This is a genomic window from Tardiphaga sp. vice304 (assembly GCF_007018905.1).
Lineage (GTDB): Bacteria > Pseudomonadota > Alphaproteobacteria > Rhizobiales > Xanthobacteraceae > Tardiphaga.
Map to the genome: position 1 here is coordinate 1157889 of NZ_CP041402.1, position 14835 is coordinate 1172723.

Sequence of the window (14835 nt, forward strand, 5' to 3'; positions counted from 1 at the left end):
CGGGTGCATAGTCGGTCGCCGGGAACCTGTGCGGCCAGGGGTTGTAAGGTCCAGCACTGTCGATCATTGATCGTTTAACCAAAGTCGAAGGTGACCAGTGCTGCAAACTTCATCCTTTCTAATACCCGGTCAGACTGTTTGGAGGCGCTGCGAAACATCTAGGCTCGCGGTGCTCAACGACGCTGCCGAATACTTCGGCGCTTTGAGAGATACGCTGCTGCTTGCCGAGTGGCAGGTATATATCATCGGTTGGGACATCCACAGTAAAACGCGGCTGGTCGGACCATCCGGCCGGGCGGCCGACGGGTTGCCGATCGAGCTTGGCGCTTTCCTGTCTGAATTGCTCAAGGTCAAACCGATGCTCCGGATTAATATTCTGATCTGGGATTTTGCGGCATTATATGCAGTCGAACGAGAATGGCATTCCGCCGACAAGTTTACGGTAGAAAGTGACGATCGAATCCAATTTTGCATGGACGCCAGCCTCCCGCTCGGATCGTCCGAACATCAAAAGATCGTGGTGATCGACCACGTAGTTGCCTTTGTTGGCGGGCTCGACCTGACAATCCGACGCTGGGACACCAGTGAACATCTCGCCGCGCATCCGCTTCGTCACGACCCTGACGGCAAAGCCTACCCACCGTTTCATGACGTGCAATGCATGGTAGAGGGCGAGGCCGCAGCGGCGCTCGGCGAGATAGCGACAGCGCGATGGGCAACGGCCGGTCGCGCTTCGAAAGGTTGCGAAACTGTCGAGTGCGAACGCTGGCCTGCATCCGTGTTAGCAGGGGCAAGGCAGGTACAGACCGGTATCGCACGGACTGAATTGAGAACGGCATCGCAAGGCGGGATCGATGAAGTGGCTCGACTCTTCGAGGCGTCAATCGGCTCGGCAAGCCGCTTTATCTATATCGAGAACCAATTTATCAGCGCTACCAAGATCGCGGAGGCGCTGGCGCAGCGGATGGTCGACGTGCCGTCACTGCACGTGCTCATCGTAACGCCGAAGGCACATCTATCATGGCTGGAGTCACGTGCGATGCAGGGCGGCCGAGGCGGCTTCATCGGCCCGTTCGTTACGGCCGGCGTCGCTGGTCGACTGCGCATTCTCTATCCTTCGGTGCATGACCATGGATTGTCGGCCGCGGTGATGGTTCACAGCAAGGTCATGATCGTCGATGACCGATTTTTGCGGATCGGCTCCGCCAACCTCAACAATCGGTCGATGGGCGCGGATACCGAATGCGACCTGGCGTTTGAGGCCACCACGGTCGAACACCGGAACTTCATTTCCAGCTTGCGGCGCCGGCTGATCGGACATTTCTGCGGGGTGACTGAGGTCGAATTAGCAGGCCATGAAGACGATCTGCTTGGCTTCGTCGATTTCCATGCGCAGAACGGCGCGGGCCGGGCGTTGCTGCCGATCGATTGCGAGAGGACGCCTGCGGGGGCAGTGACCGGGATCATCCAGCCGATCGCCGATCCGAAACAGCCGCTTGATCTGGAGCGCGCGGCGCGGCGGATGTGGAATGGTCGGACACTTCTAGCGGTCTGCGGGACTGTTGTTGCGCTGGCTGGCCTCGCCTTGGCGTGGCGCATGACCTCACTGAGCGATTACACGGATATTGGCTACGTTGCGTCGTTCATCTCACAACATTCGCATTCGGCATGGGCGCCGCTGTTGGCGGTCATGGTCTTCGTGCTGGGAGGGCTGATCGTATTTCCGGTGATCGTCATTGTTGCCGCGACGGCGGTGGCGCTAGGCCCCTGGATGGGCGCGATCAGCGCTACGGCTGGCGTCCTGGCAAGCGCGCTTGTGCTGTTCCTAATCGGCCGTTTTCTCGGCCATCGGCGGCTACAATCGCTGCTCGGCGCGCGCGCCCTGCGCGTCCAAGACCGCATCACCGGCAAGGGCGTCGTTGCCGTGGCGATGATCCGGATGGTGCCGGTGGCGCCGTTCTCGCTTGTCAACATGCTGGCTGGCGCAAGCCAGTTGCGTCTATCAGATTTTCTACTCGGAACGGTGCTTGGCATGGCGCCCGGCATCGTCACCATGGCAGCACTTGGTGCCCAGATTGCTGATTTTGCCAAAAACAGCTCATGGTCGACCGCGGTGCCGCTCGGCCTCATCGTTCTGCTGTGGATTGCGATCTGTCTCGCGGTTCAGTTCATAGTGACATGGTGGAGCGGACGCCGAACGTGATGAAGACCATCCGCATCATGACGTGGAACGTGCACGGCACGTTCAATCTCAATCCGGATTTCGACCTGGAAGGCGTCTGCTCAATAATTCAAAAGTGGTCGCCCGATGTGGTCGCCCTGCAGGAAATTGACTCGCGCGGACGCAAGGACAATGTGTTCGCCCGGCTGGCGGACGCGGTCGGCGAACATCGCGTCGAAGCTCGATCAATCCAGACGGAAGACGGCGACTACGGGCAGGTGCTGCTTAGTCGTTGGCCGTTCGCGGGCGCGCCGGAAGTGACCGACGTATCTTATCAGGAAAGAGAACCGCGCCGCGCCATTGCAGCCACGATACGGTTCCCGATCGGCGATGTGACGGTAGTGGCGACTCATCTTGGCCTCAGCATCCATGAACGCTACGCGCAAGCGCAGGCGCTTGCGGCGCTGGTCGTTGCGCCGCGTACCCTCGTGATCGGCGACTTTAATGACTGGTTTTGGGTCAAGTCCGTCGGGCGGGGGCTGGCTTCCCGCTGCCCGGTGCGAACGCGGTTGCGGACGTTCCCGTCGCGCTTTCCCATCCTTCGGCTTGACCGCATCTACTCAACGCGAAACGGAACGATCGTGAAGGCGTGGACCGACCGCGACGCTCGGGCATATTCGGACCATCTGCCAGTGCTTGCGGATATTGCCTTTGAAGATGCGCCGATGGCGGCGAGTGATTTTCAAGAGGTGCGCGTGTAATTAACCGCCACCGCTGGCGAGCCTATCGATCCGTGCCGACAATCGGCTAATCAATGGCAGCCACCTGTAGCTGCAAATCGAGTGCTCCCGCTGCAAGGTGCTGCGCGACCTCTTACCTTATTGGACGACGGTAAAAGCGTCCGAATGAGAGCCGGTATCAGAATACAAGGCAGAAACTGATACGCGGATCGGTCAGTCGGCGGCATTCACCATGCTGAACGTGGTTTCGATGGCTTCTTGCCAGTCGTCGTCCGTCGCCACCTGCTTTTCAGCAAGGACGTCAATTGGGTTCTGGATTGCTGCCCTAGAAGCGTCAGCAAACCGATCGCTACCGGCAATTCGGCCGCTGGTTTTCCGCAAGAACGGGCAGAGCGCGTTGATCGCGTCTTGCGGCGGCAGAGATCGCGCCCCGTTCAGCACTCGCAGGACATCGTGAGCGAGTATGTGATCGCCATGTGCCATATCATTGCTCCTAGATTTGGTTGATGCTCTTGACTGGTCGCAATTTCCTTCGGTGATCGGCGAGGCCAGATCATCTTCCTCCCGGGCCGCCAAATGCACAGGATCGCATATGCAGCGGATAAGTCGTCAGACCGACGACGCCGTCGATCCAACTCCTCCAAATGGCTGACGCAATGGGATCGCTCGTTTCGGGCTTTGCCTTGGGGAAGGACTTGTCGCACCCCCTGCACAATGGCAGATCAAAGGCGCACCGCGCGCCATCGGGCCCGTGATCGCAGTCAAATCCCAACCGCTTCGCAGCACTTTTCGTCGAAATTAAATCTGCAGGCATGAGCATAGATCCCCATTAAATAAGTTCTCCACTCGAATATCTCAGAGATTCTCATCGAACTTGCGGCAGGTCAAAGTCACGTATGCATTGTCGAACACCGTTGACCAAAGGCAGTATATCTCGCCTGATAGCACTCATCCCAGCGTCATCGTTTTTAGAAATGAAAGCCGGGTCCGCATAGCCGCGGCGGCTGGCGACGCGAACCGCATCTGCGCGCCCTTGCGATACGTCAAGGCGAAAGGCGGGTTTCGCTATATGAAAATGGCAACATCGCAGTCTCTGCAACGCGATCAGGAACGCCGCCGATGAACAAAATAACGATCGATTTGCCACATAGCTTAAACTACCACGATGTGGCTTCATCCTGTGACGTTATACCTGCTCAAGGCCTGTCGCCGTCCGAGGCCGGGAAACGCCTTCTGAAAGACGGCCCGAATGCCATTCCGTCTGGGCAAAAGGCCGGGATGTTTTCCATTCTCGTCCATCAGTTCTCCAGTCTCGTCGTCGGACTGCTGGCCGTTGCGGCCGCGGTCGCGTTTTATTTCGGCGAGTGGGAGGAAGGCATCGCGATCGTCGGTGTTCTTTTTCTCAATGCTGCGATCGGCTTCGTGACGGAAGTCAAGGCCGTTCGATCCATCGAGGCAATACGCGCGCTTGGAACACGGTTGGCGAGGGTACTGCGAGGGGGCGATACATGCACCATTCCGGCAGAAAGCCTTGTGGTTGGCGATGTTGTATTGATCGATGCGGGAGAAGTGGTCTCGGCGGATCTCCGTCTGGCGGAAGCGGCCGATCTCGACGCCGATGAATCGACGCTGACAGGAGAATCGGCGCGAGTCAGGAAGTCGATCGACCCGGTTGCTGCGAATGCGCGTGTTGCAGATCGAACATCGATGCTGTTCAAAGGCACAAGCATTACGAGCGGAAGCGGTGCCGGCATCGTCGTCGCCACCGGCCTAGACACCGAGCTCGGAAAGATCTCAAAGCTGGTGAGCGAGGCGGATCCAAACTCCTCGCCTCTCGAGAAGAAGCTCGCGTCGCTGTCTGGACAGCTTGTCTGGCTCACGCTTGCGTTGACGGCACTCATTTGCGGCATTGGTTTGCTTCAAGGTCAAGACGCTCTCTTGATGGTCGAGGCGGCGATTGCGCTTGCCGTTGCGGCGATACCGGAAGGACTACCGATCGTGGCCACGCTCGCCCTGGCACGTGGGATGTGGCGGATGGCGCGCAAAAACGCTCTTATCGAACGGCTGTCGGCCGTGGAGACGCTCGGGGCGACCACCTTGATTTTGACCGACAAGACCGGAACCCTGACGGAAAACCGCATGACCGTCACCAAAGCATGGCTTCCGGCCGGCCGATTGGATCTGGAAAACCTCGGAACCAGTGACATCCATAGCAGGGCGCCTACTTCGGCGATTTGCGCGGAGTTTCGCAGTCTGCTGGAGATCGCAACGTTGTGTAACAACGCGACGCTCGGACCGGTCGCCGCCAACGACAGCGGCGACCCGATGGAGCTCGCTCTATTGCGGGCCGGTCGGATTGCCGGAATCGATCGTTCCCAGCTGCTGCAAGCGAAACCTGAAGTACTCGAGCACGCTTTTGATGCCTCTCGAAGAATGATGGCGACGGTGCATCGGATTGGCAATAGCTACGTCTATGCTATAAAAGGCGCGCCAGAGATGGTTCTGGAGAGCTCTAACCTCGATGAAGCTGCACGCGTAGAGTGGGCCACACGCGTCGCCACCCTTGGGGCTATCGGTCTTCGTGTCTTGGCTCTCGGAACGCGGGAAAGTCAGTCGTCTAGCGATCCGGCGTTCGTGGGACTCACTTTTCTCGGCCTCGTCGGTCTGGAGGATCCGCCAAGGCAAGATGTGCCCGAGGCGATCGCAGCATGCCGCGCGGCAGGTATACGGATCGTGATGATGACCGGCGACCATACCGTTACTGCCCGTAGCATCGCTGGAATGGTGGGACTAGGCGGAGCTAACCCCCTTATCGTCGAGGGCGAAGAACTCGATAGCATAGACGGAAAGGTAGACAGCCGATTTCTGCAAGCAGACATATTCGCGCGTGTCAGTCCAACAGAGAAGCTTGAACTAGTACGCTCCTATCAAGCTGCGGGTGAGATCGTTGCGATGACTGGCGACGGGGTCAACGATGCGCCGGCGCTGCGGCAAGCGGACATCGGCGTGGCCATGGGTCTTCGCGGAACCGATGTGGCGCGCGAGGCGGCAGCGATGATCTTGCTGGACGACGCGTTCCCTACGATTGTGGAAGCCGTCCGCGGCGGCCGCGTCATTTTCGGCAATATCCGGCGTTTTGCGACCTACCTTCTGTCATGCAATCTGGGTGAAGTTCTGGTGGTAGGCGTTGCGATGATTGCCGGACTTCCGTTGCCGCTTCTGCCTCTGCAGATCCTTTTTCTCAACCTCGTCACGGACGTTTTTCCCGCTTTTGCGCTCGCAATGGGGGAAGGCGAGAGAGACATTCTCAAGCGCCCTCCGCGTGCTCCGGCCGAATCCATTCTTGGCCGTTCTCAATGGGTCGTCATAGTGCTCTATGGAGCCACCTTCATGGCATCGACCTTTGGAGCGCTTGCCCTGGCGCGTTTTGGCCTGGCGGCGAATGACCGCGAGATCGTGACGGTGACATTCTTGACCCTGGCGTTCAGCCAACTTTGGCACGTCTTCAACATGCGCCACCGTTCGTCTCGGATTTTCAACAACGAGATCAGCCGCAATCCTTGGATATGGGCAGCACTAGCGTTCTGCACTGCCATTCTGATGGCCGCCGCCTATCTCCCATTCTTGTCCTCCATGCTGCAGCTGGCTGCGCCGAATCTCAGAATGTGGGGCGTCATCATGTTCATGAGCGCCATTCCGCTGCTCGCAGGGCCGGCGATCAGGCACGTTAGCCGCTAGAGCGGGCCCGTGCCGTTGAAGCCGCAATTGACGGGATCGCTCGCGGTCCCAGAAATGACTGGCGGCGCACATTGCGCGTTGAAAAGGCGCTGCGCGTCTTTACCCGCCGGTTTGACGCACATGAAAGATGCCGGTCGGCAGTCGAAGTTAAATGTAAGAAGATTTGGTCCGCTTGCAGCCCGACCGGCCAAAGACACAAACTCCGAGGCACGGCGACGATAAGACGGCGATGTGAAGCTGGCCGTGCTTTTTTGTCGATCGACTTAACAGAAAAGCGTCACACGCTCGTCCATTGAGGACAAGCGTGTAACGCTTTTTGTTGGAGGTAACAACGTCTGATTTACGACTTCGGGTCGCACTTTCATGGATCGATGGTTAGCCCTGTTTGTCGTTCATGCATCGAAAGATAGACTCTCTCTGGTCGTGGAACGCGTACTTTCGACCACTATTACTTTTGCGCCACTCTGCGCTGCATGCGTAAAATTTCGCGTTCTTATCGGACCAGCTCTTGCGAGCAGCGTTCCAACGCGTCCGTGTCCATTTTCCGACCTTGTCCGACGCCGCAGCGCCGGCGAGCGCATATCAGGTGCCGTCGCCCTCCTTGATCAATAGTCGCGGCTCAGCACCGTGCTCAACAAGCGGGCCCTTGCAAATCAGAGCGGGCTCGCCCTGAGAGGCAGGAAGATCGCCGTTGCGATCAACATGTTGCGCAGCGTTGCCCGGCTCGACGAAGCATCGAACACGGCAAGCGAATGCCCGGGGCTGGTGCTGGAGGGCAGCTGGATCGGAACTCGAGACGCCCGCCGTCGCGATGATCATGGCGACGCCGAGCTTCGAGGCAAGAACGTCAGCCCTTCCTTGCCGGCCCGGAAGCCGATGGCCACCAACAGCGGTGCGTCGACGCCAAGCAGCGTACCAGCCACAGCGCCGGATGCGTGTGGATACTGATGCTTGCGGTCGCTACTCGGTAGCATGATTGCGACTTGCGCCAACGGGAGGGCATTCAGCCACGGTCGCCTTCGTTGCCTAACACCCTCAGCGCATTGAGGATCACCGCGACATCGATGGCTTCCTGCAGCAAAGCGCCCTGCACCGGAGTGAGATAGCCGAATGCCGCCGCGATCATGCCGGCGACCGATAATCCAATACCGGCATAGACGCCTTCCAGCGCGATAAACCGGGCGCGCCGCGCAATCCGAATCGCGGGCACTAGGCGGTCAAGCTGATCGACCAACAGCACCACATCGGCCGCCTCCGCGGAAGCGGCCGCGCCGCGCGCGCCGCGCGCGCCCATGGCGAGGCCAATATCAGCAGCCGCCAAAGCGGGGGGCGTCATTGACGCCGTCGCCGACCATCATTACCGGCCCGTTCTTGCGCTCCGACAGCACCACCAGACCCTTTTGGTCCGGCGTAAGCTCCGAACGCACGGAATCGATGGACAGCCCGGCCGCGATAGCGTCGGCCACGGCGCGGCGGTCCCCAGTGGCCAGCACGATCCTGGCGATGCCAAGCTTGCGCAACGCGGCGAGAAGCCCTTCGGGGCCTTCGCGCAATTCGTCGGCGAGAACAATTTCCCCGGCTAGTTCGCCGTCGATTGCCACCGCCACACGTACCGCGCCCGGCGCTGTCTTGCGTTTCGGAGCCGCGCCGCTGCCAGCGGTGATACGCGAGGCGACAAATGCGACGCCGCCGATCAACGCCGGACGGCCATCAACATTGCCCGCGACACCTTCACCCGCTATCTCCAGCGTGCCGGTTGGCACTGACATCCGCAGATTGCGCGCCTGCGCCTCAGCAACGATGGTCTGAGCGATGATGTGCTGGGACACCTGATCCAGCGACGCCCCGATACGGATGATCTCGTCAGCAGAAAAGCCCGGCATCTCTTGCACCTTTACGACCCGAGCCCGGCCATCGGTGAGCGTACCCGTCTTGTCGATCACCAAAGAGCGAATCCGCGCCAGCATCTCCAGCGCCTTGCCGCCCTTGATCAGAATGCCCTGCTTGGCCGCGCGCGACAGGCCGGAGACGATGGCCCGGCACCGCCAGAATCAGCGGACACGGTGTGGCGACCACCAGCACCGCCACGGCGCGAATGGGATCGCCGGTCCACAGCCAGGCGCCGCCGGCGATCGCCACCGTGACGCCGAGAAACACCATGGCGAAGCGGTCGGCCAGCCGCGACATCGGCGCCTTCGAGCGCTGCGCGCCCTCCACCAGCCTCACGATCCCGGCGTAGGTGCTCTCCGCCGCGCGACGCAGGGCAACGAGATCGAACGCCTCGCCGACATTTGTCGATCCGCTCATCACGGATTCGCCGGCCGTGCGCTGCACCGGCATGGCCTCGCCGGTCAGCGCCGACTGGTCGAGCGCGGCCGTACCCAGCGCCACCGTTCCGTCCACCGGAATGACGTCGCCCTGGCGGATCAGCAGGCGATTGCCGGGCTCCACCAACTCGATAGGGATTTCTTCCAGCCGGTCATCGCGATGCCGCATGGTGGTGCGCGGCACCCTCGCCAGCAGCGCAGTCATTTCACGGCGGGCATGACGCTCGGCAAAACCTTCGAGATACTGACCGCGAGCATACATCAGCGCGACGACGGCTGCAGCAAGTTCTTCGCCAAATAGCAACGCCGCTGTTATCGACAGCGCAGCAACGATATCGAGGCCGACCTCGCCGCGGCGCAGGCTGACAACAATGTCGAACAGCAGCGTCAGCAGAACCGGCACGGTCGACGCCGCCCATACAATGGTCACCCAGGACTCCGGCCTCCACCAACGCAGGACAAAGCCCGCGACAATTCCGGCGGCAGGACAGGCGATTAGCCAGGGGCGAATGGAAAAGTCTGAAGGCATTGCGATCCATCGATGGTGTTGCGGCAATTCACCTGAATGCGCCCCGCCTCGGATCTCCCCTTGATGCAAATCAAGTGACAAAGCCGGCGTCGGCAACATATCGGGCAAGCAGCGATGATCGATGACAGCTCTATGCAAGGAATGCTGCATCTGCGCGGTCCGTGATTGATCCTGCTCAATACGACATCGAGAAAAAGCTGCAACGCTTCACCAACGAAGCATCCGGGGAAGATTCCATGTCCATTGTCGAATCTGCACCTGTTGCGGTCGTCGCGCCCATTCATCCATCGTGGCTGCGCGCTAACTGGGGTCTGCTGCTCGCGATCGCAGCGCTGGGGGTGGCGATCCTGCTGCCGACGCCAGACGGCCTGTCGGTCGCAGGCCAGCGCATGCTGGCCGTGCTGCTGTTCGCCGTCATCGTTTGGATGACCGAGGCGCTCGACTATGCGGTATCCGCCCTGGTGATCGCCGCCCTCATGGCGTTCCTGCTCGGCCTTTCGCCGAACCCTGCCAATCCAAACGCATTGCTCGGCACCAGCGCCGGCCTCGGCCTCGCCTTCAGCGGCTTCGCCAACACCGCACTGGTGCTGGTGGCCGCGGCGCTGTTCCTCGCCGTGGCCATGACCGTGACCGGGCTCGACAAGCGCATTGCCCTGGTCATCCTGTCGCGCGTCGGTACCGAAGCTCACCATGTGGTGGTTGGCACGATCATCGTCGGTTTCGTGATCGCGTTCCTCGTCCCGTCCACCACCGCGCGCGTCGCCTGTCTGGTGCCGATCACGATGGGCATCATCTCCGCCTACGGCGTCACGAAGAAAAGCGCTTTCGCCGGCATGCTGATGATCACCACGGTGCAGACCGCGAGCATCTGGAACGTGGGCATCAAGACCGCCGCGGCGCAGAATATGGTGGCGATCGGCTTCATCGAGAAGATGCTGCAGAAGACCATCACCTGGCTGGACTGGCTGATCGCCGCCGGCCCGTTCAGCCTGCTGATGTCAATCGCGCTGTATTTCGTCATGACCCGGATGATGCCGCTGGAGATCACCGATGCGCCGGGCGGGCGCCAAGGTATCCGCGAGTCGCTGGCGGATCTCGGCCCGATCAAGATGTCGGAGATCAAGCTTTTGATCATCTCCATCGCCCTGCTCGGCTTCTGGTCCACCGAAGGCATCCTGCACCGCTTCGACACCTCATCGACTACCATCGCGGCGGTCGCCATCATGTTCCTGCCGGGCATCGGGATCCTGACCTGGAAGGAAGCCCAGCCGCGGATTCCTTGGGGCACCGTGGTGCTGTTCGGCATCGGCATCAGCCTCGGCACCGCCCTGCTGCAGACCAAGGGCGCGATCTGGGTCGCCGATCTCGTGGTCGCCGACTTCGGCCTGCGCAATGCCACCGCAATGTTCATTCTCGGCGTGCTCAGCCTGTTCCTGATCGTCATCCATCTCGGCTTCGCCAGCGCCACGGCACTGGCGTCGGCCATGATCCCCATCGTGATCGCGGTGCTGCAGAGCGTCGCCACGCCCGGCATCAACGTGGTCGGCTTGACCATGCTGCTGCAGTTCGTGGTCAGCTTCGGCTTCATCCTGGTGGTCAACTCGCCGCAAAACATGGTGGCCTATGGCACCGAGACGTTCAGTACGCGGGACTTCATCCGCACCGGGCTGGTGCTGACGGTGATTGCCTTCGCTTTGGTCATGCTGCTCGGCGCCACCTACTGGCGCTGGCTGGGATATGTTTAGCACCGCAACCAGCCTCATACGATCAAGCCAATCCATGGCGGCAGCGCCGCCTTCAACCGGCACACCGTCATGACGCCTACCGATATCTCGACGCCCGACCATTTCCATCGGGTAGTGGATTGCCAGTGGGCCTGCCCGGCACACACGCCGGTGCCGCAATATATCGGCCTTGTCGCCGAAGGTCGTTATGCCGAAGCCTATATGGTCAACTGGGACGCCAACGTGTTTCCCGGCATCCTCGGCCGCACCTGCGACCGGCCGTGCGAGCCGGCCTGCCGCCGCGCCCGCGTCGAGAAGGAGCCGGTGGCGATCTGCCGGCTAAAGCGCGTCGCCGCCGACCACAAGGGCGACATTGCGGCCTATCTTCCCGAGCCCGCGACGAAGACCAATGGCAAACGCATTGCGCTGATCGGCGGCGGACCGGCATCGCTGACCGTGGCGCGCGATCTGGCGCCGCTCGGCTATCAATGCACCATCTTCGACGGGGATCCCAAGGCGGGCGGCATGATGCGCACGCGCATTCCGCATTTTCGCGTGCCCGAACATGTGGTCGACGAGGAGACCGGCTATGTGCTCGGCCTCGGCGTCGAATTCCGCGGCGGCAACCGCATCGACAGTATGAAGGGGCTGCTGGCCGAAGGCTGGGACTCCGTATTCGTCGGCACCGGCGCGCCGCGCGGCCAGGATCTCGCGATCCCCGGCCGACAGGAAGCTGCCACCAATATCCATATCGGCGTCGAATGGCTGGCCAGTATCTGGTTCCAGCACATCAAGAGCATCGGCAGGCGCGTGGTGGTGATCGGTGGCGGCAACACCGCCATCGACTGCGCCCGCAGCGCGCGCCGCCTCGGCGGCGAAGACGTCAAAATGGTAGTTCGGTCGCGCTTCGAGGACATGAAGGCGCTATCCTGGGAGAAGTACGACGTCCAACGCGAAGGCGTCGTGATCCTCAACGACATGGTGCCGAGGGAGATCACCCATGAGAACGGCCGTCTCACCGGCGTGACATTCGAGCCGGTGACCAGCGTCTTCAAGGAGGGCAAGCGCACGCTGGTCTCGGCCGGTCCGTTGCAACATTTCCCCTGCGATGACGTGGTGATCGCGGTCGGCCAAGAATCCGCCTTCAGCTGGATCGAGCGCGATCTCGGCATTGCCTTCGGCGAGCGCGACATGCCGAAGCTCGATCCGGCGACGTTGCAGTCGACGCTTCCCCACGTGCTGTTCGGCGGCGACGCGGCGTACGGACCCAAGAACATCATCACCGCAGTGGCGCACGGCCATCAGGCGGCGGTGACCATCGACTTTTTGCTCAGCGGTGCCGATCCAGGCGTTCGCCCGCTGCCCTCCGCTACCTTCGTGACCGAGCGGACGCCGCTGCCGCCGCGCCACATCCCGACGGTGTCGGTCAATGTCCGCCATGCCGTGCCACTGCAGTCGCTGGCCACATCGCTGTCCGATATCCACCAGGAGGTCGAACTCGGCTTCGACATCGAGCATGCCATCGCCGAAGCCGCGCGCTGCCTGCATTGCGAACTGGAGACGGTGTTCAGCCCGCCTTTGTGCGTCGAGTGCAAGGCCTGCGAGACCGTCTGCCCGACCGACTGCATCACCTTCACGAAAGACGGCGATGAGGCCGACCTGCGCAGCCGGCTGAAGTCGCCGGCGACCAATCTGTCGCAGGAGCTTTACGTCGCCGGCGGCCTGGTCAGCCACAGGATCATGGTGAAGAACGAAGACCTCTGCCTGCATTGCGGGCTGTGCGCGGAGAATTGCCCGACCGGCGCCTGGCACATGGATGCCATGCTGCTGCTCACTCCACGCGCCGGCGGATCTGCGCTCGTTGCAATGTCGCAAGGACCGATCGAAGGAACGATCAATGCCTAGGACTTCCCTTGCGGTGGTGTTTTCAGGAAGCGGCGGCGCCGGCGCCATGAGCGCGGGCGAACTGCTGCTCAACGCCGCGGCGCAGGCCGGCTATTACGGCATGATGAGCAAGCTGTTCGGCGCCCAGGTGCGCGGCGGCGAAGCCGCGGCGCTGGTGCAGATCTCCACCGCGCCGGTGTCCTGCCAGCCTGACCGCTTCGACCTGTTCGTTGCTCTCGACTGGGCCAATGTCGACCAGTTCGCCGGCGAGATTCCGCTCGACGCGCGAAGCATCATCATTTCCGATCCCCGCTCGGGCCCGGTGCCGGCGAGCATCGCCAGGTGCAAGGGCAAGACCATTGCTCTCACACTCGGCCCGGCCGATGCGACACCGCTGGAACGCGCGTTGCACGGCAAGCACACCAATGTGTTCGTGGCCGGCGTGGTGGCGGCCATGGCCGGGCTGCCAGTCGATCATTTGCAGGCGGCGCTCACGACAGTGCTCGGGGACAAGAGCGCGGACGTCACCCGCACCAACACGGCTTCGCTCCAGGCCGGCATCGCCGCCGCGGCGGGGCTCGATCTCGACGTCCGGCTCGACCCGCCGCACCCGGCACCGCGCTGGCTGCTGACCGGCAACCAGGCCGTTGCCATGGGCGCACTGCGCGGTGGCGTGCGCTTCGTCGGCTGCTATCCGATCACCCCGGCCACCGACCTCGTGGAATGGATATCGCCGCAGCTGCAGCGAGTCGGCGGCCGGCTGGTGATGGCGGAGGACGAACTGTCCTCCATCAACATGGTGCTCGGCGGCTCGTTCGGCGGCGTGCCGTCGATGACCGTCACGTCCGGTCCCGGCCTGTCGCTGATGATCGAATCCATCGGCCTCGGCATCGCCGCCGAAGTGCCCGTGGTGATCGTCAACGTGATGCGCGGCGGCCCATCCACCGGCATTCCCTCCAAGACCGAACAGAGCGACGTCAATATCGCCATCTATGGCGGCCATGGCGACGCGCCGCGCATCGTGCTGGCGCCGACCTCGGTGCGCGACTGCATGTACACCGGCGAGTGGGCGGTCTATCTCGCGGAATCGCTGCAGACCCCGGTGATCGTGCTGTCCGACATGGCGCTCGGCCAGGCCAATACGGTGATCGATCCGAAGCCGGACCGACCGCAGCCGCTCGCGCGCAAGGTCGATATGCCCGACGGTCCATTCAAGCGCTACGCCATCGGCGAAGATCCGGTCAGCGCGATGCCGCGGCCGGGAACGCCGGATGGCCAGTGGGTCGGCGAAGGCCTCACCCACAACGAGATCGGCATTCCCGTGGGCGGCGCCGCCGCCCATCTGGCGCAGATCAAGAAGCGTGCGCGAAAACTCGAGCAGTTCGATCCCGGTGCGGCCTGGGGAAGCGTCACCGGCGACGGCGACACCGCGCTGCTGGTATTCGGCTCGAGCATCGGCCCGGCCCAGGAAGCCGCACGGAGGCTCGAAGCCGCCGGCAAGAAGATCCGCGTCGTCGCCCTGCGCGTGCTGTCGCCATTGCCGCTCAAGTCTCTGGCCGAGGCCCTGGAGGGTACCAGCCGCATCGTGGTGATGGAGCAGAATTTTGGCGCACAGCTCTATCATCACCTGCTCGCTTACAAGGCCATTCCACCGACGGCGGAAAGCCTCGCCCGTCCCGGCCCGCTGCCGTTCCGGCCCGCTGAAATCACCGCGCATCTGGCGTGACGGAGA

Annotated in this window: 8 protein-coding genes and 1 pseudogene; 7 read left to right on the top strand and 2 right to left on the bottom strand. The window is 62.0% G+C overall.

The genetic code is table 11. From position 1 onward, the window contains the following. Positions 1 to 169 precede the first annotated feature (169 nt). Both FNL56_RS05520 and FNL56_RS05525 read left to right on the top strand, forming a co-directional pair. Entirely contained in the window at positions 170 to 2203 is a 2034-nt protein-coding gene (locus tag FNL56_RS05520; protein ID WP_246660866.1) for a VTT domain-containing protein, read from the top strand. Beyond that, positions 2203 to 2922, top strand: coding sequence for an endonuclease/exonuclease/phosphatase family protein (locus FNL56_RS05525; RefSeq protein ID WP_143576033.1), 720 nt, complete (start codon positions 2203 to 2205; stop codon positions 2920 to 2922). Before FNL56_RS05520 ends, FNL56_RS05525 begins: the two co-directional genes overlap by 1 nt. 192 nt (positions 2923 to 3114) lie before the next feature. Here the strand turns inward: FNL56_RS05525 and FNL56_RS05530 are convergent, their stop codons facing one another. Next, positions 3115 to 3384, bottom strand: coding sequence for a hypothetical protein (locus FNL56_RS05530; RefSeq protein WP_143571894.1), 270 nt, complete (start codon positions 3382 to 3384; stop codon positions 3115 to 3117). Between the two features lie 636 nt (positions 3385 to 4020). Between FNL56_RS05530 and FNL56_RS05535 the strand changes: the two genes are divergently transcribed. Together FNL56_RS05535 and FNL56_RS28955 are read left to right on the top strand one after the other, a co-directional pair. Next, complete coding sequence (locus tag FNL56_RS05535; RefSeq protein ID WP_143571895.1) at positions 4021 to 6639, top strand: cation-translocating P-type ATPase; 2619 nt, start codon at positions 4021 to 4023, stop codon at positions 6637 to 6639. A 627-nt stretch (positions 6640 to 7266) separates the two neighbouring features. Continuing rightward, a complete protein-coding gene (locus tag FNL56_RS28955; protein ID WP_210245472.1) occupies positions 7267 to 7587 on the top strand; it encodes a hypothetical protein in 321 nt (106 codons plus the stop codon). A gap of 55 nt (positions 7588 to 7642) precedes the next feature. On the opposite strand, the pseudogene FNL56_RS05545 reads toward FNL56_RS28955, so the two are convergent. Next, a pseudogene (locus tag FNL56_RS05545) lies at positions 7643 to 9495 on the bottom strand (heavy metal translocating P-type ATPase). Positions 9496 to 9731: 236 nt separating this feature from the next. Between FNL56_RS05545 and FNL56_RS05550 the strand changes: the two are divergent. The 3 genes from FNL56_RS05550 (at position 9732) to FNL56_RS05560 (ending at position 14829) form a co-directional block, all read left to right on the top strand. After that, positions 9732 to 11240 (top strand): DASS family sodium-coupled anion symporter, encoded by a 1509-nt coding sequence (locus tag FNL56_RS05550; RefSeq protein ID WP_143577592.1) that lies wholly within the window; start codon positions 9732 to 9734, stop codon positions 11238 to 11240. A 69-nt stretch (positions 11241 to 11309) separates the two neighbouring features. Further along, on the top strand, positions 11310 to 13124 hold the full coding sequence (locus FNL56_RS05555; protein ID WP_143571897.1) for an FAD-dependent oxidoreductase: 1815 nt from the start codon (positions 11310 to 11312) through the stop codon (positions 13122 to 13124). After that, the gene (locus FNL56_RS05560) at positions 13117 to 14829 is read left to right on the top strand and encodes a 2-oxoacid:acceptor oxidoreductase subunit alpha (RefSeq protein WP_168204638.1); all 1713 of its coding nucleotides are present in this window, start codon (positions 13117 to 13119) and stop codon (positions 14827 to 14829) included. The genes FNL56_RS05555 and FNL56_RS05560 overlap by 8 nt, the downstream gene beginning before the upstream one ends. The last annotated feature ends 6 nt before the right edge of the window (positions 14830 to 14835 follow it).

Bases quoted from the DNA above. Each gene is read 5' to 3' on its own strand.
- FNL56_RS05525 (WP_143576033.1), top strand. From the start codon at position 2,203: ATGAAGACCATCCGCATCATGACGTGGAACGTGCACGGCACGTTCAAT.
- FNL56_RS05530 (WP_143571894.1), bottom strand. From the start codon at position 3,384: ATGGCACATGGCGATCACATACTCGCTCACGATGTCCTGCGAGTGCTG.
- FNL56_RS05535 (WP_143571895.1), top strand. From the start codon at position 4,021: ATGAACAAAATAACGATCGATTTGCCACATAGCTTAAACTACCACGAT.
- FNL56_RS05550 (WP_143577592.1), top strand. From the start codon at position 9,732: ATGTCCATTGTCGAATCTGCACCTGTTGCGGTCGTCGCGCCCATTCAT.
- FNL56_RS05555 (WP_143571897.1), top strand. From the start codon at position 11,310: ATGACGCCTACCGATATCTCGACGCCCGACCATTTCCATCGGGTAGTG.
- FNL56_RS05560 (WP_168204638.1), top strand. From the start codon at position 13,117: ATGCCTAGGACTTCCCTTGCGGTGGTGTTTTCAGGAAGCGGCGGCGCC.